The sequence below is a fragment of the Nonomuraea sp. NPDC049378 genome (genome assembly GCF_055586745.1).
Genome location: NZ_JBVJHP010000019.1, coordinates 188,734 through 212,979, shown reverse-complemented (window position 1 = coordinate 212,979; position 24,246 = coordinate 188,734). Strand labels below are relative to the sequence as shown.

25 protein-coding genes are annotated in these 24,246 nt (G+C 71.9%); 16 read left to right on the top strand and 9 right to left on the bottom strand.

Annotated features, from left to right (window positions below; translation table 11 throughout):
* Positions 1-107 precede the first annotated feature (107 nt).
* A complete protein-coding gene (locus ACZ6SA_RS36115; RefSeq protein WP_465833258.1) occupies positions 108-1,337 on the top strand; it encodes an isochorismate synthase in 1,230 nt (409 codons plus the stop codon).
* On the opposite strand, the gene ACZ6SA_RS36110 is transcribed toward ACZ6SA_RS36115, so the two are convergent.
* The 4 genes from ACZ6SA_RS36110 to ACZ6SA_RS36095 all read right to left on the bottom strand — a co-directional run bounded on the left by ACZ6SA_RS36110 (position 1,338) and on the right by ACZ6SA_RS36095 (position 5,007).
* Entirely contained in the window at positions 1,338-1,958 is a 621-nt protein-coding gene (locus tag ACZ6SA_RS36110) for a YigZ family protein (RefSeq protein WP_465833256.1), read from the bottom strand.
* A gap of 253 nt (positions 1,959-2,211) precedes the next feature.
* Positions 2,212-2,967 carry an ATP-binding cassette domain-containing protein gene (locus ACZ6SA_RS36105; protein WP_347771688.1) on the bottom strand — a complete coding sequence of 252 codons (756 nt, stop codon included), beginning with the start codon at positions 2,965-2,967 and terminating at the stop codon, positions 2,212-2,214.
* Positions 2,964-3,971: an ABC transporter permease gene (locus ACZ6SA_RS36100; RefSeq protein ID WP_347644783.1), complete on the bottom strand. Its 1,008-nt coding sequence runs from the start codon at positions 3,969-3,971 to the stop codon at positions 2,964-2,966. Before ACZ6SA_RS36100 ends, ACZ6SA_RS36105 begins: the two co-directional genes overlap by 4 nt.
* 55 nt (positions 3,972-4,026) lie before the next feature.
* On the bottom strand, positions 4,027-5,007 hold the full coding sequence (locus tag ACZ6SA_RS36095; protein ID WP_347644551.1) for a sugar ABC transporter substrate-binding protein: 981 nt from the start codon (positions 5,005-5,007) through the stop codon (positions 4,027-4,029).
* A gap of 169 nt (positions 5,008-5,176) precedes the next feature.
* Here ACZ6SA_RS36095 and ACZ6SA_RS36090 point away from each other — a divergent pair, with 169 nt between their 5' ends.
* Positions 5,177-5,815, top strand: coding sequence for a TetR/AcrR family transcriptional regulator (locus ACZ6SA_RS36090; protein WP_443153310.1), 639 nt, complete (start codon positions 5,177-5,179; stop codon positions 5,813-5,815).
* Here the strand turns inward: ACZ6SA_RS36090 and ACZ6SA_RS36085 are convergent.
* From ACZ6SA_RS36085 to ACZ6SA_RS36070, 4 genes are all read right to left on the bottom strand, one after another.
* Entirely contained in the window at positions 5,812-6,048 is a 237-nt protein-coding gene (locus ACZ6SA_RS36085) for a hypothetical protein (RefSeq protein WP_347644553.1), read from the bottom strand. The two genes, ACZ6SA_RS36090 and ACZ6SA_RS36085, sit on opposite strands and share 4 nt — an antisense overlap.
* 14 nt (positions 6,049-6,062) lie before the next feature.
* A complete protein-coding gene (locus tag ACZ6SA_RS36080) occupies positions 6,063-7,403 on the bottom strand; it encodes a TRAP transporter large permease subunit (RefSeq protein WP_347644554.1) in 1,341 nt (446 codons plus the stop codon).
* A 69-nt stretch (positions 7,404-7,472) separates the two neighbouring features.
* Positions 7,473-8,321, bottom strand: coding sequence for an HpcH/HpaI aldolase/citrate lyase family protein (locus ACZ6SA_RS36075; protein WP_443153308.1), 849 nt, complete (start codon positions 8,319-8,321; stop codon positions 7,473-7,475).
* Entirely contained in the window at positions 8,318-9,505 is a 1,188-nt protein-coding gene (locus ACZ6SA_RS36070) for a CaiB/BaiF CoA transferase family protein (protein WP_465833251.1), read from the bottom strand. The genes ACZ6SA_RS36075 and ACZ6SA_RS36070 overlap by 4 nt, the downstream gene beginning before the upstream one ends.
* 79 nt (positions 9,506-9,584) lie before the next feature.
* On the opposite strand from ACZ6SA_RS36070, the gene ACZ6SA_RS36065 reads away from it, so the two are divergent.
* Together ACZ6SA_RS36065 and ACZ6SA_RS36060 are read left to right on the top strand one after the other, a co-directional pair.
* A complete protein-coding gene (locus ACZ6SA_RS36065) occupies positions 9,585-10,259 on the top strand; it encodes a GntR family transcriptional regulator (protein ID WP_347644557.1) in 675 nt (224 codons plus the stop codon).
* A complete protein-coding gene (locus tag ACZ6SA_RS36060; RefSeq protein ID WP_465833249.1) occupies positions 10,256-10,969 on the top strand; it encodes an HAD family hydrolase in 714 nt (237 codons plus the stop codon). Before ACZ6SA_RS36065 ends, ACZ6SA_RS36060 begins: the two co-directional genes overlap by 4 nt.
* On the opposite strand, the gene ACZ6SA_RS36055 is transcribed toward ACZ6SA_RS36060, so the two are convergent.
* Positions 10,913-11,704, bottom strand: a complete 792-nt coding sequence (locus tag ACZ6SA_RS36055; protein ID WP_347644559.1) for an inositol monophosphatase family protein — start codon at positions 11,702-11,704, stop codon at positions 10,913-10,915. The genes ACZ6SA_RS36060 and ACZ6SA_RS36055 overlap by 57 nt on opposite strands.
* Positions 11,705-11,825: 121 nt before the next feature.
* On the opposite strand from ACZ6SA_RS36055, the gene ACZ6SA_RS36050 reads away from it, so the two are divergent.
* From ACZ6SA_RS36050 to ACZ6SA_RS35995, 12 genes are all read left to right on the top strand, one after another.
* Positions 11,826-12,566, top strand: a complete 741-nt coding sequence (locus ACZ6SA_RS36050; protein ID WP_443153304.1) for a GntR family transcriptional regulator — start codon at positions 11,826-11,828, stop codon at positions 12,564-12,566.
* A gap of 165 nt (positions 12,567-12,731) precedes the next feature.
* Positions 12,732-13,019 (top strand): hypothetical protein, encoded by a 288-nt coding sequence (locus ACZ6SA_RS36045; protein WP_443153303.1) that lies wholly within the window; start codon positions 12,732-12,734, stop codon positions 13,017-13,019.
* Between the two features lie 55 nt (positions 13,020-13,074).
* Positions 13,075-13,377, top strand: coding sequence for a hypothetical protein (locus tag ACZ6SA_RS36040; RefSeq protein ID WP_347644562.1), 303 nt, complete (start codon positions 13,075-13,077; stop codon positions 13,375-13,377).
* 169 nt (positions 13,378-13,546) lie between these two features.
* Positions 13,547-15,463, top strand: coding sequence for a glycoside hydrolase family 127 protein (locus ACZ6SA_RS36035; protein ID WP_465833245.1), 1,917 nt, complete (start codon positions 13,547-13,549; stop codon positions 15,461-15,463).
* Positions 15,460-17,148: an ABC transporter substrate-binding protein gene (locus ACZ6SA_RS36030; RefSeq protein ID WP_465833243.1), complete on the top strand. Its 1,689-nt coding sequence runs from the start codon at positions 15,460-15,462 to the stop codon at positions 17,146-17,148. Before ACZ6SA_RS36035 ends, ACZ6SA_RS36030 begins: the two co-directional genes overlap by 4 nt.
* On the top strand, positions 17,149-18,093 hold the full coding sequence (locus tag ACZ6SA_RS36025) for an ABC transporter permease (protein WP_347644565.1): 945 nt from the start codon (positions 17,149-17,151) through the stop codon (positions 18,091-18,093).
* The gene (locus ACZ6SA_RS36020) at positions 18,093-19,088 is read left to right on the top strand and encodes an ABC transporter permease (protein WP_347644784.1); all 996 of its coding nucleotides are present in this window, start codon (positions 18,093-18,095) and stop codon (positions 19,086-19,088) included. Before ACZ6SA_RS36025 ends, ACZ6SA_RS36020 begins: the two co-directional genes overlap by 1 nt.
* Positions 19,085-19,894, top strand: coding sequence for an ABC transporter ATP-binding protein (locus ACZ6SA_RS36015; RefSeq protein WP_347644566.1), 810 nt, complete (start codon positions 19,085-19,087; stop codon positions 19,892-19,894). The genes ACZ6SA_RS36020 and ACZ6SA_RS36015 overlap by 4 nt, the downstream gene beginning before the upstream one ends.
* Entirely contained in the window at positions 19,891-20,703 is an 813-nt protein-coding gene (locus ACZ6SA_RS36010; protein WP_465833240.1) for an ATP-binding cassette domain-containing protein, read from the top strand. Before ACZ6SA_RS36015 ends, ACZ6SA_RS36010 begins: the two co-directional genes overlap by 4 nt.
* Positions 20,700-21,998: an alpha/beta fold hydrolase gene (locus tag ACZ6SA_RS36005; protein WP_465833238.1), complete on the top strand. Its 1,299-nt coding sequence runs from the start codon at positions 20,700-20,702 to the stop codon at positions 21,996-21,998. The genes ACZ6SA_RS36010 and ACZ6SA_RS36005 overlap by 4 nt, the downstream gene beginning before the upstream one ends.
* Entirely contained in the window at positions 21,995-23,350 is a 1,356-nt protein-coding gene (locus tag ACZ6SA_RS36000; RefSeq protein ID WP_347644569.1) for an aminopeptidase P family protein, read from the top strand. Before ACZ6SA_RS36005 ends, ACZ6SA_RS36000 begins: the two co-directional genes overlap by 4 nt.
* The gene (locus ACZ6SA_RS35995; RefSeq protein ID WP_465833236.1) at positions 23,347-24,237 is read left to right on the top strand and encodes a dihydrodipicolinate synthase family protein; all 891 of its coding nucleotides are present in this window, start codon (positions 23,347-23,349) and stop codon (positions 24,235-24,237) included. Before ACZ6SA_RS36000 ends, ACZ6SA_RS35995 begins: the two co-directional genes overlap by 4 nt.
* Positions 24,238-24,246: the final 9 nt, after the last annotated feature.

Here is a 24,246-nt window from a genome sequence, read left to right as displayed (position 1 = left end):
TGGCCGATGCCCCTGCCCGTGCGGTCATATCCGGGTTCGATGTCCACAACCTCACATTCGCGGGGGTCCGAGTCGAACATGTTCAGTTCCCGCATAGAGTGTCTCGGGTGAGTGTCGCGCTCGGAACAACCCGCCCGCTACCGGTTCGCACCACCCCTGTCGGCGACCCCGGTGACCTGCTGGCTTCCCTGCCCAGGACGACACCTTACGCCTGGGTCAGAAACGGCGAGGGCCTGGTCGGCTGGGGCGAGGCCGCTCGGGTCACCGTCCCACCGGGCCCCGGCCGGTTCGCCTGGGCCCGCCAGTGGCTGGCCACCGTCCTCGGCGACGCCCACGTCGACGACGCCGTGCGCACCCCCGCCTCGGGCCCCGTCGCCTTCGGCAGCTTCACCTTCGACGAGGACGCCCGCGGCTCCGTCCTGGTCGTGCCCCGGGCCGTGCTCGCCCGGCGCGACGGGCGCGCCTGGCTCACCACGATCGGCGAGGCGCCGCTGGAGACGTTCTCCCCCGTACGCGCGCCGGGCCGCATCAGCTACGGCGACGGCAGCCTGAGCGCTCCCGCGTGGGAGCACGTCGTCGCCCGCGCCGCGCGGCGCATCCGCGACGGCGAGCTGGAGAAGGTGGTGCTGGCCCGCGACCTGCTCGCCACCGCCGAACGGCCCATCGACGTGCGCCTGCTGCTCACCCGGCTGGCGCGGCGCTACCCCGAGTGCTACACGTTCTCGGTGGCGGGGCTGGTGGGGGCCACGCCCGAGCTGCTGATCCGGCGCACGGGCCAGGAGATCGAGTCGCTGGTGCTGGCCGGCACGACCCCGCGCGGCACCGGCCCCGCCGACGACCTCGCGAGGGGCGCCGCGCTGTTCGCGTCGGCGAAGGACCGCCACGAGCACGAGTGCGCGATCGCCTCCGTACGCGACACGCTGGCGCCGCTGTGCTCCGCGCTGATGACGCCCGACGAGCCCGAGCTGCTGATGTTGCCCAACGTCCAGCACCTGGCCAGCCACGTCACCGGCCGGCTGGCCGACGGGGCGTCGGTGCTCGACGTGGTCGCCGCGATGCACCCGACGGCGGCCGTCGGCGGCACCCCCACCGGCACCGCCATCGAGGTCATCCGCGAGCTGGAGGGCATGGACCGCGCGGGCTACGCCGGCCCCGTCGGGTGGATCGACGCCAACGGCGACGGCGAGTGGGGCATCGCGCTGCGCTCGGGGCTGGTGCAGGGGCGGCGGGCACGGTTGTTCGCCGGCGGCGGCATCATGGGCGACTCCGACCCGGCCGCCGAGCTGGCCGAGGCCCAGGCGAAGTTCCGTGTCATGCAGTACGCCCTGGAGGGCTGATCACTCCGGGACGTGGAGGTCTTCGCCCAGCGAGACGCGGGCCCGGCCGGCCGTCAGCCCGGCCACCCAGTCGGTGAACGCCGCCACCTCGTCGGCGCCCACCGCCACGCCGAAGCAGACCTCGCCCGCGTACGTCACGTCCCGCACCGTGTGGCGGGAGGCGCGCAGGTCGTTCTCCACCCGGCCGGCCTGGTCGTGGGCGACCGCCACGCGCACCAGCCTGGCCGGCACCATCCGCACCGGCTCGACCCGGTCCAGTGCCTCGGTCACCGCCGAACCGTAGGCCCGCACCAGCCCGCCGGCGCCCAGCAGGGTGCCACCGAAATAGCGGGTCACCACCGCCACCACGTCGCTGAACCCCCTGCCCACCAGCGCCTGCACCATGGGCGTGCCCGCGGTGCCGCCCGGCTCGCCGTCGTCGTCGCCCTTCTGGATGCGCTCGCCGATGACGTAGGCCGTGCAGTTGTGGGTGGCGGACGGATGCCGCTGCCTGCGCTCGCCGATGAAGGCCGCCGCCTGCTCGACCGTGCGCGCCGGCGCCAGCGCGCAGATGAACCGCGAACGCCGCGCCTCGGTCTCGTGCTCGACGGTGGTGGTGATGGTCAGGTACGGCGCAGGCACATCCGACAGGGTATTGCCTTCCCGCCTCGCACCACGCTCGGGCATGACATGCGACGGCCGCCCGGCCTGGAGCTCGGGCGGCCGTCGCTCCGGGTAATAAGGGGCCGTACAGGAGCGAGCGCCACCGTACGACGCCCGGCGCCTTTACGTTGTAGATCAACAGATCCCCCGATGGCACTAGACGTACCTATGGGGTCTTTGCCCGGTGCATCCGCCCAGGTGAACGCCGGAATCGGTCAAGTGTCGCCCAAATTCACTCCCGTTCCAGCTCGTGCGCCAGCTCCTCCAGTTCCGCCCCGCCGGACATGAGCGCGGTCAGCTCCTGCGTGGTGATCTCGCCCTTGCCGTACTCGCCGAGGCTCGTGCCCCGGTTGAGCAGCAGGAACCGGTCGCCCACCGGGTAGGCGTGGTGCGGGTTGTGGGTGATGAAGACCACGCCGAGCCCCCGGTCGCGGGCCCTGGCGATGTAGCGCAGCACCACACCCGCCTGCTTGACCCCCAGCGCCGAGGTGGGCTCGTCCAGGATGAGGACGCGGGCGCCGAAGTACACGGCCCTGGCGATGGCCACCGACTGCCGCTCGCCCCCGGACAGCGTTCCGACCGGTTGGTCCACGTCGCGGATGTCGATCCCCATCGCGCGGAGCTCGTCGCGGGCCACCCTCCGGGCCTTGGCCACGTCGAAGGCAAGGCCCTTGCGCGGTTCGGAGCCGAGGAAGAAGTTCCGCCACACCGACATGAGCGGGATCATGGCCAGATCCTGGTAGACGGTGGCGATGCCGCGGTCGAGCGCCTCGCGCGGGCTGGCGAAGCTCACCTCCGCGCCGTCGACGAGCAGCGTGCCCGCGTCATGCCGGTGCACCCCGGCAAGGATCTTGATGAGCGTCGACTTGCCCGCGCCGTTGTCGCCGAGCACGCAGGTGACCTGCCCGGCCGTCACGCTCATCGACACGTCGCGCAGCGCCAGCACGGAGCCGAACGTCTTCCCGATGCCACGGGTCTCGAGAATCAATGCCGCACCTCCTCGGCGTACCGCCGGACCAGGCGGTTGGCCAGCGTCGCCAGCAGCAGCATCGCGCCGAGGAAGAACTTGAACCAGTCGGCGTCCCAGCCCAGGAAGACGATGCCCTTGTCGGCCATGCCGAAGATGACCGCGCCGATGGCGGCCCCGACGGCCGAGCCGTAGCCGCCCGTGAGCAGGCAGCCGCCGATCACGGCCGCGATGATGTAGATGAACTCCTGACCGATGCCGATGTTGGCCTGCACGGACGTGTAACGCAGCGCCATGATCGAGCCCACCAGCCAGGCCGCGAACGCCGTGGTCATGAACAACGCGATCTTCGTCCGCGCGGCCGGCACGCCCACGGCGCGGGCGGCCTGCTCGTTGCCCCCCACCGCGAAGATCCAGTTGCCGGCCCTGGAGCGCATGAGCACCCAGGTGGCCAGCGCGGTCACGAGGATCCACCACAGGATCGCCACGCGGAACGAGGTGCCGCCGATCTCGACCGTGCCCGCGAAGATCGCGCTCGCGCCCTCGAACCCCTCCGCCCGGCGCAGCCCGCTGACCTGGACGGTTCCGGTGATGGCCTTGGTGACGCCGAGGTTGATCCCCTGCAGCATGAGGAACGTGCCCAGGGTGACGATGAAGCTGGGCAGCCGCGTCCTGGTGACGATCAGGCCGTTGGCGTACCCGACGGCCAGCGCCACGACGAGGCCGGCGAGCATGGCCAGCCACACGTTGAGGCCGAACCGGGTGGCCAGCGTGACGAGGATCAGCCCGCTGGTGCCGGTCAGCACGCCGGCGGACAGGTCGAACTCGCCGCCGATCATCAGCAGCGCCACCGCGACCGCCATGATGCCGAGCGTGGCGGCCGGGTCGAGCCAGTTGGCGATGCCGGCCGGCGACCGGAACACCGGTGACTGGGTGGCGAAGAACACGAACACCACGACCAGGCCGACCACCGCGCCCAGTTCGGGCCTGATCAGCAGCCGCCGGACCATGCCGACGTCGGCCATGCGGTCGTCTGCCCGGGCCTGCGCGCCCGTCACGCGGCCTCCCCGGCGGACGGCGTCATCGGGTGCCCGCCTCGGCCAGCTTGGACACCTGCTCGGCGTTGTCCTTGGTGACGAAGCCCGGCCCGGTGTTGACCGGCAGGCCGCCGCCGACGGTGTTGAGGTTGGTCCTGTACAGGTTCAGGAACGTGATCGGCAGGTAGCCCTGCAGGTACTGCTGCTGGTCCACGGCGAACAGGATCTCGTCCGCCTTGATCGCGTCGACCACGTCGGCCGACAGGTCGAACGTGGCCAGCTTGGCCTGCGAGCCCGAGTCGCTGATCGCGTCCCTGGCGGCGACCGCGATGGCCGGGTTGAGCGCCAGCACGCCGTTGACCTGCTGGTCCGACTGGAGTTTCGCGGTGACCTTGGACGTCACGTCGGCCAGGTTGCTGATGTCCACCTGCAGCCGCTCGACCGTGCCGCCCAGCGTCTCCTCCGCGCCCTTGCAGCGCTGGTCGAGGCCGACGTTGCCGGCCTCGTGGACGACGCAGACCAGCTTGGTGACGCCGGCCGCCTTGAGCTGCTCGCCCGCGCCGCGCCCGGCGACGTCCTCCGACTGGCCGACGTGCGTGAGCGCGCCGAACGCCTTGGACGACTCGGCGCCCGAGTTGATCGTCACCACCGGGATCTTCGCCGCGACCGCCTTGCCGATGGCCTCCTTCAGCGCGTCGGGGTTGGCCATGGAGACCACGATGCCGTCCACCTTCCCGGAGACGGCCTGGTCGATGAGCTGCGACTGTTTGGCGGGGTCGCCGTCGCCCTGGTAGGTCACCTGCACGCCGTACTGCTCGCCCGCGGCCTCGGCGCCGTTCTTGACCACGTCCCAGAAGGAGTCGCCGGGCGCGCCGTGGGTGATGACCGAGAAACTCGCGTCACCGCCCCCGCCCGCGCCGGTGGAGGAGGCGGGAGGGGCGCTCTGCGCGCTCTCTCCTCCCGAGGAACAACCTGTCATGACCAGCGCGCCCACCAGGGCCAGCACGATCGGGGTACGTCTCACAGGACACCTCCAAGACCAACGGGCTAGCCACGGTTCTACCTCAATGTCAACACCATGTATAGACATGCGGACTAATGCGGCGATCTTCTTCTCTTCGCAGCCTGGTGCGTATCGTATACGCATAGCACAGAGAGTAGAACGGAATCGTACGTTCCCATATGATGGCGGCATGACCAGCGCACCCATGAGCGGCCGCAAGGCCCAGGCCGCACGTAACGACGAGCTGATCCTCCAGGCGGCCAGGGCGGTGTTCACCGCCGACCCCGGCGCCCCCATAGCGGCCGTGGCCGAGAGGGCGGGGGTCGGGATCAGCGCGCTCTACCGCCGTTATCCCAGCAAGGAGGCCCTGCTGCAGAAGCTCTGCGGCGACGGGCTGAAGCTCTACATCGAGGTGACCGAGCGGGCGCTGGCCGAGGAGGGCGACGCGTGGGAGGCGTTCGCCGGCTACCTGCGCGGCATCGTCGACGCCGACACCAACTCGCTGACGATCAGGCTGGCGGGCACCTTCCGCCCGACGGAGGAGCTCTATCGCGACGCCGTCAGGGCCGACGGCCTGGCCACGGAGATCCATCGCCGCACGGTCGAGGCGGGCGCGCTGCGGCCCGACGTGACGGTCGCCGACATCGCGCTGCTGCTGGAGCAGATCGCCTCGATCAAGCTGGGCGACGAGAAGCGCACCGCGCAGCTGCGCCACCGCTTCCTGGCGCTGGCGACGGACGCGCTGAGGGTGCCGCCCGGCCACCGCGAGCTGCCCGGCCCGCCACCTGAGGACGACGAGCTCAAGGCCCGCTGGAACCCTGCCGGCTAGTCCTCGCCGGGCTTCCAGCCGAACACGTAGGCCATCACGAAGGCGAGCAGACCGGTCGCGCCCGCCGCCACGGTCATCGGCAGGCCCAGCGCGGACACCACGCCGGAGACCAGGCCCGGGCTTCCGGCGACGAGGCCGACAGCCTGGGCGAGCACGACGACGACCCCGAGGGCGAGGAACAGCACCAGGCCGATCTTGAACAGGACCATGGTCACGGTCTTGACGGCGTTCACGATGTGACTTCCTCTCAGATCGGCAGCGCGCCGGTCGCCACCAGCACGCCGATGACCAGGGTCGGGATGACGAACCAGACGATCAGCCGGACGAACGTCCTGGCCGGGTCCACCTGGGCGATGCCGCAGGCGATGTAGATGGGGGCCGCGCCAGGCGGGGACGCCCCCTCCGTCGAGGCGAAGATCATGACGGCGGTGGCCGCGGCCGCGGGGTCCATCCCGGCCGCGGTCAGCGCGCTGAAGGCCACCCCGCCGACCGCGGCGATCGTCGCGGTGGAGGTCAGCGGCGCGGCGACGACCACGATCAGCAGGCCGACCACGGTGGCGATGACCACGGCGGGGGCGTCGAGCGCCTGCATGATCGTGGTCAGCTGCTCGACCAGGCCCAGCTCGCCCAGGGTGGCGGCGGCCGCGAAGGCGAAGAACAACGTCGCGCCGATGACCGCGTACCTGGGGCCCATGTCGGCGAGCAGCTCGCTCCAGGCGCGGCCGGTGCGCGGCAGCCGCTTCCACGCCACCGCGAGGGTGACCAGCACGGTCAGCACGGGGATCCACACGACGATGCTGACGTCGTCGGCCGCCGCCTCCCCCACCCGCGACTCCATGAGCTTGACGCCGAAGTCCAGGGTCATCAGCACCGGGATGACGATGCCCGCGTACACCAGCAGCGACGTCCACCCGGCCCGCAGAGCGGCCCGCAGCGGGACGATGTCGGCCGCATCGGTGGCGGCGATCTTGTGCCGCCGCACCCAGAGGAACACCAGGACGAACCGGTACGCCACCGTCCACAACCCGCCCACGAGCGCGGGCACGAACAGCTGGTCGGCGGTCAGCACGGGCGCCACGGCGGCGGAACCGAGCAGCAGGAAGATCGACGAGCTCGGCGGGATCGAGATGCCGAGCCCGGCGTTGCCCGCCACCAGCGAGGCGGCCAGGTCGGGCCGCCAGCCCGACCTGGTCATCCACGGGATGGTCACCGACCCCACGGACGCGGCGATGCCGGACCCCGAGCCCGACGGCCCGCCGAGCAGGGCGGCCGCCGAGGTGGAGACGTATCCCGCGCCGCCGCGCAGCCGGCCGAAGACGGAGTTCAGCACGGTGACCTGCTCCTGGATGAGCCCCAGTTTGGTGAGCAGGTAACCCATGAACACGAACGCCAGCGCGGCGAAGACGACCTCCTCGGCCAGCGCCTCGGTGATGCCCGCCCAGGCCAGGCCGAAGAACTCGGTGCCGCCGAACAGGCAGATGGCGACGAACCCGAGGAGCATCGCCTCACCGATGCCGCGTTTCAGCACGCCGTTCCAGACGACGATGATGGCGATGTAGGCGACGAGCGCCCATACGGCGATTCCCATGGCGAAATTCCTCCAGTGGGGGACGATTCCACGCGTTCCGGACGGCGGACGGCGGACGGGGGTCCGGGGTCAGCCGTCCGAGGACGGCGGGTCGGCGAGCCTGCGGGCCAGCTCCACGGTGCGGCGGGCCCTGGCGACGATGGGAGCGTCCACGAAACGGCCGTCGGGCAGCGCGAGCGCGCCCGTGTCGGTCCGCTCGGCCCGTTCGGCGGCCTCGACGATCTCGGCGGCTCTGGCCACCTCCTCGCGGTCCGGGCGGAAGGCCTGCCGGATCACGGGGATCTGGCGGGGGTGGATCGCGGTCCTGCCGAACAGGCCGAGCGCGCGGCCGGCCCGGCACGAGGCCAGCAGGCCGGCCTCGTCCTTGACGTCCGGATAGACGGACATGGGCACCGGCGGCAGGCCCGCCGCGGCGGCGGCCAGCACGACCTGGAGCCTGAGGTGGTTCATGGCGTGCTCGTCGGTGACGGCCAGCTCGGCGGCCAGGTCCTGCTCGCCGAGCGCCACCCCGGCGACGCTCGGGTGGGCGGCGATCTCGCGGGCGGCGACGATCCCCGCCGCCGACTCCAGCAGCGCGTACGCGGGCACCCCGGCGATCGTGTCCAACGAGGCGGGCGATTCGACCTTCGGCAGCCGTACACCGTCGGCGAGGCCGGCGACCGCCTCCAGATCGGCCCGGCCGCGCCCGGTCGCCAGGTCGTTGACCCGGACGTGCACCTGGACCGCCGCGTCGCCGGACGGGCCGTCCCGGCGGGAACGCAGGTAGGCGACGGCGTTGGCGCGGGCCTCGTCCTTGCGGGCGGGGGCGACCGCGTCCTCGAGGTCGAGGATCACGACGTCGGCTCCGGACGCGACCGCCTTGCCGAACCGCTCGGGCCGGTCGCCGGGCACGTACAACCAGGTCACGGGCGGGTTCACGCGATCACTCCGGCTTCGCGCAGCGCCGCGATCCGCTCGTCCGGGTAGTCCAGCCCGGCGAGCACCTCGTCGGTGTCCCTGCCCAGGGGCCGGCCCGGCCAGCGGATCTCGCCCGGCGTGTCCGACATGCGGAACAGCACGTTCTGCATGGTGACCGAGCCGAGTTCCTCGTCGGGCACGTCCACGAACGTGTTCAGCGCCGCGTACTGCGGGTCGCCCGCGACGTCGGAGACGTCGTAGATGGGCGCGACCGCGGCCTGCACCTCCTCGAAGCGGGCGATGACCTCGTCGGCGTCCCGCTCGGCGATCCAGGAGGCGACCGCCTCGTCCAGCTCGTCGACGTGCTGGACCCGCCCGTGCCCGCTGGCGAACCACGGCTGCTCGACGAGGTCGGGCCGCCCCACGAGGGTCACCACCCGCTCGGCGATCGGCTGGGCGCTGGTGGAGATGGCCAGCCAGCGGCCGTCGCGGGTGCGGTAGGTGTTGCGGGGGGCGTTGCTGGTGGAGCGGTTGCCGGTGCGCTCGGGCACGATCCCGAGCGCCTTGTACGCGCTCACCTGCGGCCCCAGCAGGCCGAGGATGGGCTCGATGATGGCCAGGTCGATGACCTGCCCGCGCCCGGTGCTCTCGCGGGCGCGCAGCGCCACCATGATCGCGTACGACATGGCCAGGCCGGCGATGCCGTCGGCGAGGGCCAGCGGCGGCAGCGTCGGCGGGCCGTCGGGCTGGCCGGTCATGGCCGCGAACCCGCTCATGGCCTCGGCCAGCGTCCCGAACCCGGGCCGCGCGGACATCGGCCCGAACTGCCCGAAGCCGGTCATCCGTGCGACGATCAGCCGCGGGTTGACGCGCAGGAGGTCCTCGGGGGCCAGGTTCCAGCGCTCCAGGGTGCCGGGGCGGAAGTTCTCGATCAGCACGTCGGACCGCTCGGCCAGGCGGCGCAGGATCTCCTGCCCCTCGGCCTGCGACAGGTCGACGGCCGCGTTGCGTTTGTTGCGCGACAGCGTCTTCCACCACAGCCCCACACCGTCCACGGAGGCACCGTGCCCGCGTGAGGGGTCGCCGCGGCGGGGATGCTCGATCTTGATCACATCGGCGCCGAAGTCGCCCAGCATCATCGCGGCGGAGGGACCGGCGAACAACGTCGCCGCGTCGATGACCCGCAGGTCAGCGAGGCTAGTCATGGGAATGTAACTTATAAGAAATATGTCATAGGTCAAGACGTTCGCCTGATTGGTCCTGAATCTGGGAGACACTTGACGCATGCCGACCCCACGACCGCCCATGAGCAAGGCCGAGTACGTCTACAGCGTGCTCCTCGACGAGATCCGCAGCGCGCGGATCCCCGGCGGCACGGCGTTGCGGGCCGGAGAGGTGGCCAAACGGCTCGGGGTGTCGGTCACGCCCGTGCGCGAGGCCCTGCGCAGGCTGGAGAAGGACCGGCTGATCAGCTATGAGGCACACCACGGCGCGACCGTGGTCGACCTGGGCGACGAGGCGCTCGCGGAATACTACGGCCTGCGCGCGGTCGTCGAGGGCCTGGGCGCGCGGCTGGCGGCGGCCAGGATCACTCCGGAGCAGCTGGCCTCGCTGCGCGAGCTGCACGCCGCGATGGCCGAGGACGCCGAACACGGCCGGTACGACCTGCTCGGCGAGCAGAGCAGGCGCTTCCACCTGAGCATCGTCGACATCGGCGGCCCCGCCTTCCTTGGCGGGCACGCCCGATCGGTGCGCAACAGCTTCCCCGTGCCCGCCGAGGCGTCACTCTGGCTGGACGAGGCCCAGGTCAAGGCCCAGATGGCGGCGCACGAGGGCATCCTCGCGGCGCTCGCGGCCGGCGACGGGGCGGCCGCGGAACGCATCATGGTCGACCACGTCAACCGCGCCGGCGAGTTCCGCAAGGAGACCCCCGGCCCGCTGACGGGCGGCCTGGCATGACCGGCGTCAAGGGGGTCCTGTTCGACCTGGACGGCACGCTGCTCGACCACCGGGGCGCCGCCGACGGCGCCATCGTCTCCTGGGTGTCCGCCCGCGCGCCCGGCCATCCCCGGCTGGGCGAGGTGGCCGCGCTCTGGGCGGAGCTGGAGGGGCCGTACCTCGCGATGTGGCAGCGCGGCGAGTGCTCGGTGCAGGAGCAGCGGCGGCTGCGGCTGAGCGCGCTCTGCGCCGAGCTGGCCGTGCCCGAGCCCGGCGACCTCGACGCGGCCTACGCCGACTTCACCGGCCGCTACCGGCGCGGCTGGGCGGCCTTCCCCGACGCGGCGGAGGCGGTGAAGGAGCTGGGCGGGTTCGCGCTCGGCGTGCTGACGAACGGCGCCCAACCGGTGCAGGAGGAGAAGGTCCGGGCGATCGGACTGGGCGGGCTGGTCGGCCCGGTGCTGACGGGCGAGGTGCTGGGCGGGCACTTCAAGCCGTCACCCTCGTCGTACACGAGGGCCGCCGCGGCGCTCGGCCTGGCGCCGGAGGAGGTCGTGCTGGTGGGCGACGACGTGGTGAACGACGTGACGGGGCCGGCGGCGGCCGGGATGCGCTCGGTCTGGCTCGACCGGCTCGGCGTGCAGCGGCCGCCCGCCGGGTTCCCCCGCATCACCTCACTGACCGGCCTGGCGCGGCTCGTCGGCGACCTCGGCCAGCACGGAGTGCTCTAAGGCGAAGCCGCCCACGTGCGCCAGGTAGTCGCCGGGGGCCAGAGGATCTCCCAGGTAGACGCCGCCCGCCCGGCGCACCAGCAGGGCTCCCGCCGCCACGTCCCACGGGTTGGCCCGGGTGCCGTACGCGGCGTCGGACCATCCGGCGGCCACGTGCGCCAGGTTCAGCGCCGCGCTGCCCGGCCTGCGCACGGCGGCGAAGGACTCGAGGAAGCGCCGGTAGCGCCGCAGCGCCTCGTCGCCCTCCGCGTCCAGGTCGTGGGGTGAGGGGTAGCTCGTCAGCAGCATCGCCTCGCGGTCGGCGGCGGCGCCGGCGCTGCGCAGCGGGGTGCCGTTACACCAGGCGCCGTCGGCGGAGGCGGTGAACTCGTCCTCGCGCACCGGGTCGTACACCACCCCCGCCACCAGCTCGCCCCCGACGGCGGCGGCGATGGACACGCAGAAGAACGGCAGCCCGGCGGCGAAGTTGGCGGTGCCGTCGATGGGATCGACGTACCAGACGAGGTCGCCGGAGCCGGTCGTGCCGCCCTCCTCCCCCACGATCACGCTGACGGGGAAACGGGCGCCGATGACCGCGCGGATGGTCTCCTCGGCCGCCCTGTCGTGCTCGGTCACGGGATCGTGGAAGTCCCGCTTGGTGGTCACACCGGGCCGGGATCTGAAGGCCTTGCGCAGCCTGGGCCCGACGGCCCTGGCCGCTTCGGTGGCGGTGTCCAGCAGAGGGGTCACGTCCATGTGGTGCTCCAGCTTCAGCCGATCGAGGTCATCGCAACCGTCATGCCCAATCCCGAGCGCCACGCACGCCCTTTCATGACCTGTTTGTCAGGACATTATGACCTCGGTTAAGCTGATCAGTATGAGCCGCGATCTCGCCATCGACCTGGATCGATCCAGCCCCGTGCCGCTCTATTTCCAGGTGGCCGAGCAGATCGCCGAGGCGATCCGGCGGGGTGACCTGGCTCCGGGCTCGCGGCTGGACAACGAGATCCTGCTGGCCGACAAGCTCGGCCTGTCGCGGCCCACGATCCGCCAGGCGATCCAGTATCTCGTGGACAAGGGCCTGCTCGTCCGCAAGCGCGGCGTCGGCACGCAGGTGGTGCACGGGCAGGTCAAACGCTCGGTGGAGCTGACGAGCCTCTACGACGACCTGCGCAGGGCCGGCCAGGAGCCGGCCACGCAGGTGCTGGCCCTGGAGCCGCGCCCGGTCGACGACGACATCGCCGCCATCCTGGGCGTGGAGGCCGGCACGGAGATCCTCTATCTCGAACGCCTGCGCTTCGCGGCCGGCGAGCCGCTGGCCGTGCTGCACAACTGGCTGCCGCTCGGGCTGGCCCCGCTCACCGCCGCCGACCTCGAGGGCCGCGGCCTGTACGAGCTGCTGCGCGGCGCGGGCGTGCGGATGAGGGTGGCCAACCAGCGCATCGGCGCCCGCGCCGCCAGCCAGTCCGAGGCGAAGCTGCTGGACGAGCGCCGCGGCGCCCCCCTGCTCACCATGATCCGGACGACGTACGACGACCAGGGCCGGGCCGTCGAACACGGCTCGCACGTCTACCGCGCCTCGCACTACTCCCTGGAGGTCACCCTCATCGAGCGCTGAGGCCGCGACTCCTCGCGCGCCCAGCCGGACGGATATGCGCCGCACCGCGAGCACATGTACTCCGGCAGGCGGGCTCACACGGACTCAACAGGTTCTCAACACGGCGCCGCCTACCGTCCTGTCATCAGCCCGGTCACGGGGACCGACACCGACGGAAGAGGAAAGATGCGCACCAGAACGATCGTCGCCGCGGGCGTCTTCGCGGCCGCCGCCATAGCCGTCTCCCCCGCCCCCGCGCAGGCGGCGGCGCCGTCCTGCCTCACCTACAAGCTCGACGACGACGGCGGCAAGGACGAGCTGTGGGTCTGGAACACCTGCAAGGGGGCGAAGAGCTACAAGGTCAGGCTCGCCAACGGCCAGGACATGCCCTGCACGTACAAGAAGCCCGGCAGCGGCTACGACAAGTGGTGGTGGAACTGGCCACGCCGCTTCGACGGGCTCGTGAGCTGCTGACCGTACCTCCTTCACACCGACGAACCCTCACAAACGAACAGGGAGCACCCCCACCATGCGCGCAACCACCATCGCCATGCTCGCCCTGGCCGGGTTCGCGGCCACGACGGTCGCCGCCCCCGCTCACGCCGCCGCCGCGGCCTCGGGGCGGGCGCCCTCCTGCCTGGCGTACAAGCTCGACGACGACGGCGCCCAGGACGAGCTGTGGGTCTGGAACAACTGCTCCAAGGGCGTGGAGTTCCGGGTCCGGCTGGCCAACGGACCGGACGGCGTCTGCACGTACAAGGAGCCCGGCAGCCGTTACAGCAAGTTCACCTGGGAATGGCCGCAGCGTTTCGACGGGCTCAGGACCTGCTGAGACACGCCGGCCGCGCGCGCCGGCGCCGGCCTGGCAGCCACGAATCCCGACCCGTCCGGAAATTTCCGGACGGGTCATCTTCTTGTCACCAGTGCACTCCCGGCCCTTGGCAACAGACCATCCCGACATTTATCGTTCAGTGCAATGCCACACATTACTGGGATGGTTCATGACGTCTAAGCAGGTCAAGCCCCCGGCGGGCGCCGTGCGTACGGCCGCCGGAGCGGTACGGCCCGTCTCCGGGGTGCGCATGACCGGCGGTCTGCTCCACGACTGGCGGCGCCGGAACAGCACGGCCACGATCCCGCACACCATCGAGCAGCTCAGGGCGGCCGGCAACGTCGCCAACCTGAGCCGCCTCCTGGAGCCGGACCCCGCCCCCTACCGCGGCCGCTACCCGTTCCTCGACACCGATCTGTACAAGACCCTCGAAGGGCTCGCGTACGACCTGGGCGACGGCGTCGCCGCGGAGCCGGTGCGGGAGTTCTACGAGGAGGTCGTCGGCCTCCTGGAACGTGTCCAGGCCCCCGACGGCTACCTCAACTCCTTCTTCCAGGACCCGGCGGCGGCCAAGAAGCCGTGGGAGGACCCGGGCTGGGGACACGAGCTGTACAACCTGGGCCACCTGATCCAGGCCGCCGTCGCCGCGCACCGCCGGATGGGCGACGACCGGCTGCTGCGGGTGGCGGTGCGCTTCGCCGACCTGGTGGTCTCCCGGTTCGGCGAGGCGGGCGTCTGCGGGCACCCCGAGGTCGAGATGGCACTGGTCGAGCTGTACAGGGAGACGGGCGAGCGGGGCTATCTCGCCCAGGCGGCGCGGTTCGTCGACCGCCGCGGCACGGGCGCGCTCAGGCACACCATCTTCCCCGGCGACTACTTCCAGGACCACCTGCCCTTCCGCGAGCTGCCGTCGGTGACCGGGCACGCGGTGCGCATGGGCTACCTGGCGGCCGGCGCGGCCGACGTCCTCCTGGAGACGGGCGACCCGTCGCTGGCCGGAGCGCTGGAGCGGCTGTGGGACGACATGGTCGCGACCAAGCTGTACATCACGGGCGGGCTGGGCAGCCGGCACTCCGACGAGGCGATCGGCGACCGCTACGAGCTGCCCTCGGAACGGGCCTACAGCGAGACCTGCGCGGCCATCGCCGTCATGCAGTGGGCCTGGCGGATGTTCCTGGCCACGGGCGGCGCGAAGTACGTGGACGTGTTCGAGCGCGTGCTCCACAACGCCTACGCCGTGGGGCTGTCGGCGGAGGGCACGGCCTTCTTCTACGACAACCCGCTCCAGCGCCGCCCCGACCACGAGCAGCGCAGCGGCGCGGAATCCGGCGGCGAGCCGCTGCGGCGGGCCTGGTTCGGCTGCCCCTGCTGCCCGCCCAACGTCGTGCGGTGGATGGCCCAGCTGGCCGACTACGTGGCGGCCGAGCGGGACGGCGCCGTGCTGGTCGCCGCCTACACCACCGCCAGGATCGAGGCCTCGGAGCTGGGCCTGGCCATGGAGACCGGCTACCCGTGGGACGGCGACGTGCGCCTCACCGTCGAGCGGGCGCCGCGCGAGCCGTACGAGCTGGTGCTGCGCGTTCCCGGCTGGGCCAGGGACGTGACCGTCACCGTCAACGGCGAGCCGCCGGAGGCCGCCGCCCGCGACGGATGGATCACCCTGCGGCGCGCGTGGTCGGCGGGCGACGAGGTACGGCTGAGCCTGCCCATGCCGGTCAGGGCGCACGGCTCCCACCCCTACCTCGACGCCACCAGGGGCGCGGTCGCCCTGGCCCGCGGCCCGCTCGTCTACTGCGTGGAGCAGCAGGACAGCCCCGTGCCCGTCGATGACCTGGTGCTCGGCGTCGCCGACATTGTTAACGCGAACATCGAGCGGCGGGACGGGACCGTCGTCCTCCGCGTGGCGGCCGGCGCCGCTCCCCCGCCCTCCGCCGAGCTCTACCCCGAGCTGCCGCTGGAGGAGACGTCCCCGCGAGTGGAGGTCACCGCGACCTTCACCCCCTACTTCCTGTGGGGCAACCGCGGCCCCCAAGCCATGCGGGTCTGGGTCAGGACCCCCGCGACCAACGGAAAGAAGGCGACATGAGGAGATCGGCGGCGCTCGCGAGCGTGACCATGACCGTCGTGCTGGCGCTGACCGCGTGCGGAGGGGGTGGCGGCGCGGCTCCCGGCCCCGGCACGGCGGCGGCCGGGCCGGCCGCGGAACCCGCGACAGGCGGCACGGTGCACGTCCTCGCCAAGGCGGACTTCTCCCACCTTGACCCGGTGCGCGGCTTCGACGGCGGCGTCAACAACTTTTACCGGCTCATCTACCGGGGGCTGACGATGTTCGGCGCGGGTCCGGGCGCCGAGGGCACGAAGATCGTGCCCGACCTGGCCACGGACACGGGCACGCCGTCCGACGGCGCCAAGACCTGGACGTTCACGCTCAAGGACAACCTGTTCTTCGAGGACGGCACGCCGATCACGAGCGAGGCAGTGAAGTTCGGCTTCTCACGAACGTTCGACCCGGAGGCCGGGATCGGCTCACCGTACGGGAAACTGCTGCTCGACGCGCCGAAGGACTACCAGGGCCCGTACCTCGACGGCGACCTGGACACCATCGAGACGCCCGACGACAAGACGGTCGTCTTCCATCTGAAGAAGCCCTTCGCCGACTTCCCGAGCGCGCTGGCGCTCGCCAACTTCACGCCCTTCCCCAAGGGCACGGGGGCGGGCGCGGCGTTCGACACCAAGCCGATCGCGAGCGGGCCGTACAAGGTGGCGAGCTACCAGCGCGGCTCCTCACTGAAGCTGGTGCGCAACCCGCAGTGGAAGCCCGAGACGGACAGCGTGCGGGCGGCCAAGCCGGACGCCTTCGAGTGGACGTTCGGCCTGGACCCGGCCACGATCGACGAGCGCATGCTGGCCGGGCAGGGCGCCGACGCCGACGCCATCGGCGAGTCGATCCAGGCGGCGACCGTGGCGCGGGTGCAGCAGCCGCAGATCAAGCAGCGCACCCTGTCCGGGCTCAACGGCTGCACCACGTACATGAGCCTGAACACCACCAAGAAGCCCCTGGACGACGTGCGGGTGCGGCAGGCGATCAACCACGCGATCAACAAGGAAACCGTCGTCGCTGGGATGGGCGGCAGCGCCCTGGCCGCCAAGGGCACCTCGATCCAGCCGCCCACGGTCGCGGGCCGGGTGGACTACGACCCGTACCCGTACAACGTCGAGCAGGCCACGAAGCTGCTGGCCGAGGCGGGCCTGGCGGACGGGTTCTCCCTGACGCTCGACACCCGCCCGGACCCGAAGATGGCGGCGGTGGCGGTGGCGATCCAGGACGCCCTCAAGCAGGTGAAGATCAACGTCAAGATCAACAACATCGACACCTCGACGTTCTACGAGGTCATCGGCACGCCGGCGCAGCAGCACGACGCCGCCGTCACCGGCTGGTGCCCCGACTGGGCCTCCGGCGCGACGTTCCTGCCGCCGCTGTTCGACGGCCGCAACATCACCACCAAGGGCAACGCGAACCTGGCCCAGATCGACGACAAGGCGATCAACGAGCGGATCGACGAGATCGCCGCGATGACCGACGTCGATGAGGCCAACGCCGCCTACGGCGAGCTGGACAAGGAGATCATGAAGCAGGCGCCGATCGTGCCGCTGGCCTACGAGAAGCTCATCCTCGTCGTCGGCTCGAACATCGCGGGCGCCTACCAGTCCAGCTCGTTCTCCGGCGGCATCGACCTCATCTCCGTCGGCCTGGCCAAGCCGACCACGTAGATGACCGTCGCAGCTCACTCACAGCAGGTGGCGGGCGCGCCCGCCACCCCGCCCACCACCTCGGGACGGCGGGTCGCGGGCGCGCTGCTGCACGACAGGGCGGCCGTGCTCAGCAGCGCGTTCCTGGCGCTGATCGTGCTGATGGCGATCTGCGCGCCGCTGATCAGCCTGATCACCGGGCACGGCCCGAACGACTTCGACACCGCCGCGGTCGACACCGACCTGGGCGGCGTCCCGCACGGGCCGCTGGGCGGGATCAGCGCCGAACACCCGCTCGGCGTCGAACCGCAGAACGGCCGCGACATCCTCGCCCGCATCGCGTACGGCGCCCGCGTGTCCCTGCTGATCGCGCTCGCCGCCACCGCGCTCACGACCCTGCTCGGCGTGGTGCTGGGCCTGCTGGCCGGGTTCTACCAGGGCTGGGCGGACCAGGTGATCTGCCGGGTCATGGACTTCCTGATGGCCTTCCCCGCGCTCATCTTCATGATCGCGATCCTGTCGTCGCTGCCGCAGGGCAACCGGCCGGTGCTGCTGGTCGTGGTGATCAGCGTGTTCGGCTGGCCGTACCTGGCACGGGTGGTGCGCGGGCAGACGATGACGCTGGTGAACCGGGAGTTCGTGGAGGCCGCGCGGGCCTCGGGCGCCTCCACGGGGGCGCTGGTGTTCAAGGAGATCCTGCCCAACCTGCGCAGCTCGCTGATCGTCATGACCACGCTGGCGGTGCCCGGCTACGTCGGCACCGAGGCGGGCCTGTCGTTCCTGGGCGTCGGCGTCACGCCGCCCACGCCGTCGTGGGGACAGATGATCGCGAGCTCCGTCGGCTGGTACGCCGTCGACCCGATGTACTTCGCCATCCCCGGCACGTTCCTGTTCCTCACCGTGCTGTCGCTGACCGTGCTCGGCGACCGGCTGCGGGCCGCGTTCGACTCCGGGGAGGCCGCGTGATGGCGCGTTACCTGGCCGGGCGGGCCGCCGGGGTGGTGCTGATCCTCTTCCTGGTGTGCCTGTTCACGTTCGTCATCTTCTTCACGCTCTCCCCCGACCCGGCGGTGATGATCTGCGGGAAGACGTGCACGCCGGAGCGCATCGACCAGATCCGCGACGTCCTGGGCCTCGACGAGCCCTTCCTGGCGCAGTTCTTCGGCTTCCTCATCGGGATCCTCGCCGGGCGCGACTACGGCGAGGGCGCGAACCTCGTGCACTGCGCCGCGCCCTGCCTGGGCTACAGCTTCCAGACCAACCAGTCCGTGTGGGACATGGTCGTCGAGCGCCTGCCGGTCAGCGCGACCGTGGCGATCGGCGCGGCGGTGTTGTGGTTGCTCCTCGGCGTCGTCGCGGGCCTGCTCAGCGCGGTCAAGGAGGGCACCTGGTGGGACCGCGCCGCGATGGGCCTGGCACTGGGCGGCTCCAGCATCCCCAACTACGTGCTGGCACTGGCCCTGCAGTACGTGCTGGTGGTGCAGCTGCAGGTGCTGCCGTTCCCGCAGGCGGTGCCGTTCGCCGACGACCCGGCGCTCTGGTTCCAGTCGTACCTGATGCCGTGGCTCGTGCTGGCCACCGGCTACGCCTGCCTGTACGCGCGGCTCACCCGCGCGAACGTGATCGACACCCTGGCCGAGAACTTCATGCGCACGGCCAGGTCGAAAGGGCTCAGCCCGGCGCTGACCATGCGCAGGCACGCGCTGCGGCCGGCGCTGACGCCGATCGCCACGATCTTCGGCATGGACTTCGCGGCGCTGCTGGGCGGCGCGCTGATCACCGAGACGGTGTTCGGGCTGAACGGCGTCGGCAAGATGGCCGCCGACTCCATCGCCAAGAACGACCAGCCGGTGATCATGGCGGTGACGCTGCTGGCGGCGTTCTTCGTGGTGATCGGCAACGTGGTGGTGGACGTCGTCTACACGAGGCTGGACCCGAGAGTGAGGATCGCGGCGAGATGAGCGAGCTGCTGGTCGTAGAGGACCTCACCGTCACCTTCCCCACCACGCGCGGCCCCGTCGACGTGGTGAAGGACGTCTCCTTCACCGTCGGCAGGGACGAGACCGTCGGCATCGTCGGCGAGTCGGGCTCCGGCAAGTCGATGACCAGCCTGGCGATCATGGGCCTGCTGCCCAAGGGCGCCACGACCCGCGGCAGCATCCGGCTGGACGGCGCCGAGGTGCTCGGCGCCTCCGCCAGGGAGCTGCGGCGGCTGCGCGGCGACCGGATGTCGATGATCTTCCAGGATCCGCTGTCGTCGCTGAACCCGTACTACACGGTCGGCCTGCAGATCGAGGAGCTCTACCGCGCGCACCGCGGCGGCTCGCGCGCGGCGGCACGCGAGGTCGTCACCGCCGCGCTGCGCCAGGTGGGGCTGCCCGACCCCGAGCGGCGGGCGCGCCACTACCCGCACCAGTTCTCCGGCGGGCAGCGGCAGCGCATCATGATCGCGATGGCGCTGGTGTGCTCGCCCTCGCTGCTGATCGCCGACGAGCCGACCACGGCCCTGGACGTGACCGTGCAGGCGCAGATCCTGCGCCTGCTGGCCGAGCTGCGCGGGCAGAGCGGCATGGGCATGGTGTTCATCACGCACGACCTGGCCGTGATCAGCTCGATCGCCACCCGCGTGCTGGTGATGCGGCGCGGCGAGCAGGTCGAGTACGGCACCGCGGAACAGGTCTTCGCCGAGCCCCGCCACGACTACACCCGGATGTTGCTGGACAGCATCCCCCGCATCGACGACCCCCTCGACGAGGTGAGCGCATGACGCTGCTGCGCGCGAAGGACCTGACCAAACGCTTCGTCGCCCGCGGCCCGCTCGGCGCGAAGGCCGGGTTCACGGCCGTCGACCGGGTGAGCTTCGACGTACGGCTGGGCGAGACGCTGGCCGTGGTGGGCGAGTCGGGCAGCGGCAAGTCGACGACCGCCAGGATGATCGCCAAGCTGCTGGAGCCGAGCGAGGGCACGCTGGAGTTCGAGGGCGAGGACGTCACCCGCGCAAAGGGGGCGGCGCTGGCCCGCTTCCGCGGCAACGTCCAGGTCGTCTTCCAGGACCCGTTCTCCTCGCTGAACCCGCGGCACACGGTGGAGCGCATCCTCATGGCGCCGCTGGTCTACCAGGGCATCGCGCCCAACGGCAGCCGCCGGGCGCATGCCAAGGAGCTGATGGAACGCGTCGGTCTCAACCCGGACCACTCGCTGCGCTACCCGGCGCAGTTCTCCGGCGGGCAGGCGCAGCGCATCGGCATCGCCCGCGCGCTGGCCGTCAACCCCAAGCTGGTGATCTGCGACGAGGCCGTGTCGGCGCTGGACGTGTCCGTGCAGGCGCAGGTGATCGAGCTGCTGCGGCGGCTCCAGCGCGAGAGCGGCTTCAGCTACGTGTTCATCGCCCACGACCTGGCCGTGGTGCGGCAGATCGCGCAGCGCGTCGCCGTGATGAGCGAGGGCAGGATCGTCGAGCTGGGGACGACCGGCCAGGTGTTCGACGACCCCCAGGACGAGTACACGCGCACGCTGCTGGCGGCCATCCCGCGCATCGACCCGGAGTGGGAGCGCCGCAGGAGGGAGAAAGCTTGATCAGCGCGACTTACACGATCCCCGGGATGCGGATGCGCGACCACGTCGTGGAGGTGCCGCTCGACTGGTCGGCCCCGGATGCCACCATCACCGTTTTCGCCCGCGAGGTGGTGGACCCGGCGCGCGACGGCGAGGACCTGCCGTGCCTGCTCTACCTGCAGGGCGGCCCCGGAGGCAAGGGGCCGCGCCCCACCGGCACGTCGGGCTGGCTCGGGCAGGCGCTGGAGACGTACCGCGTGATCCTGCTCGACCAGCGGGGCACGGGCCGCAGCTCGCGCGTCGACGGGCGCGTGATGAGCGCGCTCAGCCCGCGGGAGGGAGCCGACCACCTGGCCCGCTTCCGCGCGGACTCGATCGTGGCCGACGCCGAGCACCTGCGCACGACCGTGTTCGGCGGGCGGCGCTGGTCGACGCTGGGGCAGAGCTACGGCGGCTTCCTCACCCTCACCTACCTCTCGCGCGCGCCCGGCGGGCTGAGCGCCTGCTACGTGGCGGGCGGGCTGCCCTCGCTCGACCCCGACGCCGCGGAGGTCTACCGGCGCACCTATCCCCGGGTGGCGGCCAGGAACGACGCCTTCTACCGCCGTTACCCGCACCACGTGGAGACCACCGGCCGGCTGGCCGACCGGCTGGCCGCCGGCGACGTGCTCCTGCCCGACGGCGACACCCTCACCGTGCGGCGGCTGCAGTCGCTCGGCATCGACTTCGGCATGAAGCCGGGCTACGAGCGCATGCACTGGCTGCTCGACGAGCTGCCCGACAAGACTCTGCCCGGCGGGCGCGGCGACCTGCCGGAGACGTTCCTGCACCAGGTGCTGGCCCGCTCCTCCTACGCCGACAACCCGCTGTTCGCGGCGTTGCAGGAGAGCATCTACGGCTCGGGGCCCGGCGCGACCGCGTGGGCGGCCGAGCGGGAGCGCGCCCGGCATCCCGCCTTCGCCGAGGACGCCAGGCCGCTGCTGTTCACCGGCGAGATGATCTACCCCTGGATGTTCGGGGAGATCCGCGCGCTGCGCCCCTTCGGCCCGGCCGTCGAACTGCTCGCCGAGCGCGCCGCGTGGCCGCCGCTGTACGACCTCGACCGGCTGGCCGCCAACGAGGTGCCGGTGGCCGCGGCCGTCTACTTCGACGACATGTACGTCGACGCCGGCCTGCAACTGGACACCGCCGCCCGGGTCGGCAACACCCAGGCGTGGGTCACCAACGAGTACGAGCACGACGGCATCGGCGACGACCGGGTCTTCACCCGGCTGACCGGGCTCGTCCGCGACCTAGGAGGAGGAATCACCCCGTGACCGACGGCCGGTTGCCCAAGCTGGCGGAGATCCCCGCGTTCGCCGCGTACATCGCCGAGGGCTGGGACTCCCCCGCGTGCACACCTCCGGTGGAGCCCGGCGCGGCCGAGGCCGCCGCGGCCCACCGGGCCAGGCTCGCCGCCGCGCTGCCCGGCACGACCGCCGTCGTGGCGGCCGGCCGGGCTCCGGTGCGCAGCAACGACACCGCCTACGACTTCCGGGTGGACAGCGACTTCTACTGGCTCACCGGCTGCGCGGTGGAGAACGCCGTGGCCGTCGTCGCGGGCGGGGAGGCCACGCTCTACCTGCCCGCACCCGCCCGCCCCGGCGACCAGGGCTTCTACGCCGACGCCGCCTACGGCGAGCTGTGGGTCGGCCCCTCGCCGTCCCTGGCCGAGTGGGCCGGGGCGCTCGGGGTGGGGGTGCGGCCGCTGCCGGAGTTCGCCGGGCCGCCGGGCGGCGCGCTGCTCGCGGGACCCGGCTGGGCGGAACCGTCCGAGGAGCTCGGGCGGGTGCTGGCCGAGCTGCGCATGATCAAGGACGGGTGGGAGACCGCCCGGCTCCGCGAGGCGGTCGACCGTACCGTGGAGGGCTTCGCCGCGGTGCTCGCCGAGATCCCGGCCGCGGTCGCGGGCGGCGGCGAGCGCTGGTTGCAGGGCACCTTCGACCGCTACGCCAGGACGCACGGCAACGGCCCCGGCTACGCCACCATCGTCGGCGGCGGCGCGCACGCCCCCACGCTGCACTGGGTGCGCTGCGACGGCCCCGTGGTGCCCGGCGAGCTGCTGCTGCTCGACATGGGCGTGGAGGTGCGCGGCCACTACACCGCCGACGTCACCCGCACCTTCCCCGTCTCCGGCGCCTTCTCCGCCGCCCAGCGGCAGGTGCACGACCTGGTCGAGCGGGCGCACCGGGCGGGGCTGGCACAGGTGGCGCCGGGCCGCCGCTTCACCGACTTCCACCACGCGGCCATGGAGGTCATCGCGCGCGGGCTGCACGACTGGGGGCTGCTGCCGGTCTCGGTGGACGAGGCGCTGTCCGAGCGCGGCCAGCACCACCGCCGCTACCTGGTCTGCGGCATCGGCCACCACCTGGGCCTCGACGTGCACGACTGCGCACGATCCCGCCCCGAGGCGTACCACGGCGCGGAGATGGCGCCGGGGATGGTGCTCACCGTCGAGCCCGGACTGTACTTCCACGCCCACGACCGCACGCTCCCCCCGGAGCTGCGCGGGATCGGCGTGCGGATCGAGGACGACCTGCTGGTCACGGCGGGCGGCGCGGAGAACCTCTCCGCCGCCCTGCCCATCGACGCGAGCGGGCTGGAGAACTGGAGCAAGGAGAGATCATGAACGCCCCCGTCTGGCACGGCGTGCACGTCGCGACCGCGCTGCCCTTCAACGACGACCTGTCCGTCGACTACGACGGTTACGCCGAGCACGTGCGGTTCCTGGCCGAGGGCGGCTGCGACGGCGTCTGCCCCAACGGCTCGCTCGGCGAGTACCAGACGCTCACGGCCGAGGAGCGTGCCCGCGTGGTGCGCACCGCCATCGAGGCCGCCCCCGACGGCTTCCACGTCATGCCCGGCGTGGCCGCCTACGGCGCGGCCGAGGCGCGGCGCTGGGCCGAGCAGGCGGCCGAGGCGGGCGCCGGGTCCGTGCTGCTGCTGCCGCCGAACGCCTACCGCGCCGACCGGCAGGCCGTGGTCGGCCACTACCGGGAGGTCGCCAAGGCGGGGCTGCCGGTCGTGGCCTACAACAACCCGCTGGACACGAAGGTGGACCTCACTCCCGACCTGCTGGCCGAGCTGCACCAGGAAGGGCTGATCGTCGCCGTCAAGGAGTTCACCGGCGACGTGCGCAGGGCGTACGAGCTGGCCGAGCTGGCGCCCGGGCTCGACCTGCTCATCGGGTCGGACGACGTGCTGCTGGAGCTGGGCATCGCCGGGGCGGTCGGCTGGATCGCCGGCTACCCCAACATGATCCCGCGCTCCACGGTCGAGCTCTATCGTCTGGCCACCTCCGGCGACCTGGACAAGGCGCTGCCCATCTACCGCGACCTGCACCCGCTGCTGCGCTGGGACTCCAAGACGGAGTTCGTGCAGTCCATCAAGCTGTCGATGGACCTGGCGGGGCGCAAGGGCGGCGTCTGCCGCCCGCCGCGCACCGCGCTCCCCTCCGAGCTGGCTGCCCGGATCACCCACGACACGCAGGAGGTGCTGGCGAAGGGCTACCGCTAGGCCTTCGCC

Excerpts from the sequence above, each read along its gene's own strand:
- ACZ6SA_RS36100 (WP_347644783.1), bottom strand. The coding sequence starts at position 3,971 with ATGGCCGACGTCGGCATGGTCCGGCGGCTGCTGATCAGGCCCGAACTG.
- ACZ6SA_RS36090 (WP_443153310.1), top strand. The coding sequence starts at position 5,177 with ATGACCAGCGCACCCATGAGCGGCCGCAAGGCCCAGGCCGCACGTAAC.
- ACZ6SA_RS36080 (WP_347644554.1), bottom strand. The coding sequence starts at position 7,403 with ATGGGAATCGCCGTATGGGCGCTCGTCGCCTACATCGCCATCATCGTC.
- ACZ6SA_RS36070 (WP_465833251.1), bottom strand. The coding sequence starts at position 9,505 with ATGACTAGCCTCGCTGACCTGCGGGTCATCGACGCGGCGACGTTGTTC.
- ACZ6SA_RS36065 (WP_347644557.1), top strand. The coding sequence starts at position 9,585 with ATGCCGACCCCACGACCGCCCATGAGCAAGGCCGAGTACGTCTACAGC.
- ACZ6SA_RS36060 (WP_465833249.1), top strand. The coding sequence starts at position 10,256 with ATGACCGGCGTCAAGGGGGTCCTGTTCGACCTGGACGGCACGCTGCTC.
- ACZ6SA_RS36055 (WP_347644559.1), bottom strand. The coding sequence starts at position 11,704 with ATGGACGTGACCCCTCTGCTGGACACCGCCACCGAAGCGGCCAGGGCC.
- ACZ6SA_RS36050 (WP_443153304.1), top strand. The coding sequence starts at position 11,826 with ATGAGCCGCGATCTCGCCATCGACCTGGATCGATCCAGCCCCGTGCCG.
- ACZ6SA_RS36045 (WP_443153303.1), top strand. The coding sequence starts at position 12,732 with ATGCGCACCAGAACGATCGTCGCCGCGGGCGTCTTCGCGGCCGCCGCC.
- ACZ6SA_RS36040 (WP_347644562.1), top strand. The coding sequence starts at position 13,075 with ATGCGCGCAACCACCATCGCCATGCTCGCCCTGGCCGGGTTCGCGGCC.
- ACZ6SA_RS36035 (WP_465833245.1), top strand. The coding sequence starts at position 13,547 with ATGACGTCTAAGCAGGTCAAGCCCCCGGCGGGCGCCGTGCGTACGGCC.
- ACZ6SA_RS36030 (WP_465833243.1), top strand. The coding sequence starts at position 15,460 with ATGAGGAGATCGGCGGCGCTCGCGAGCGTGACCATGACCGTCGTGCTG.
- ACZ6SA_RS36025 (WP_347644565.1), top strand. The coding sequence starts at position 17,149 with ATGACCGTCGCAGCTCACTCACAGCAGGTGGCGGGCGCGCCCGCCACC.
- ACZ6SA_RS36020 (WP_347644784.1), top strand. The coding sequence starts at position 18,093 with ATGGCGCGTTACCTGGCCGGGCGGGCCGCCGGGGTGGTGCTGATCCTC.
- ACZ6SA_RS36015 (WP_347644566.1), top strand. The coding sequence starts at position 19,085 with ATGAGCGAGCTGCTGGTCGTAGAGGACCTCACCGTCACCTTCCCCACC.
- ACZ6SA_RS36010 (WP_465833240.1), top strand. The coding sequence starts at position 19,891 with ATGACGCTGCTGCGCGCGAAGGACCTGACCAAACGCTTCGTCGCCCGC.
- ACZ6SA_RS35995 (WP_465833236.1), top strand. The coding sequence starts at position 23,347 with ATGAACGCCCCCGTCTGGCACGGCGTGCACGTCGCGACCGCGCTGCCC.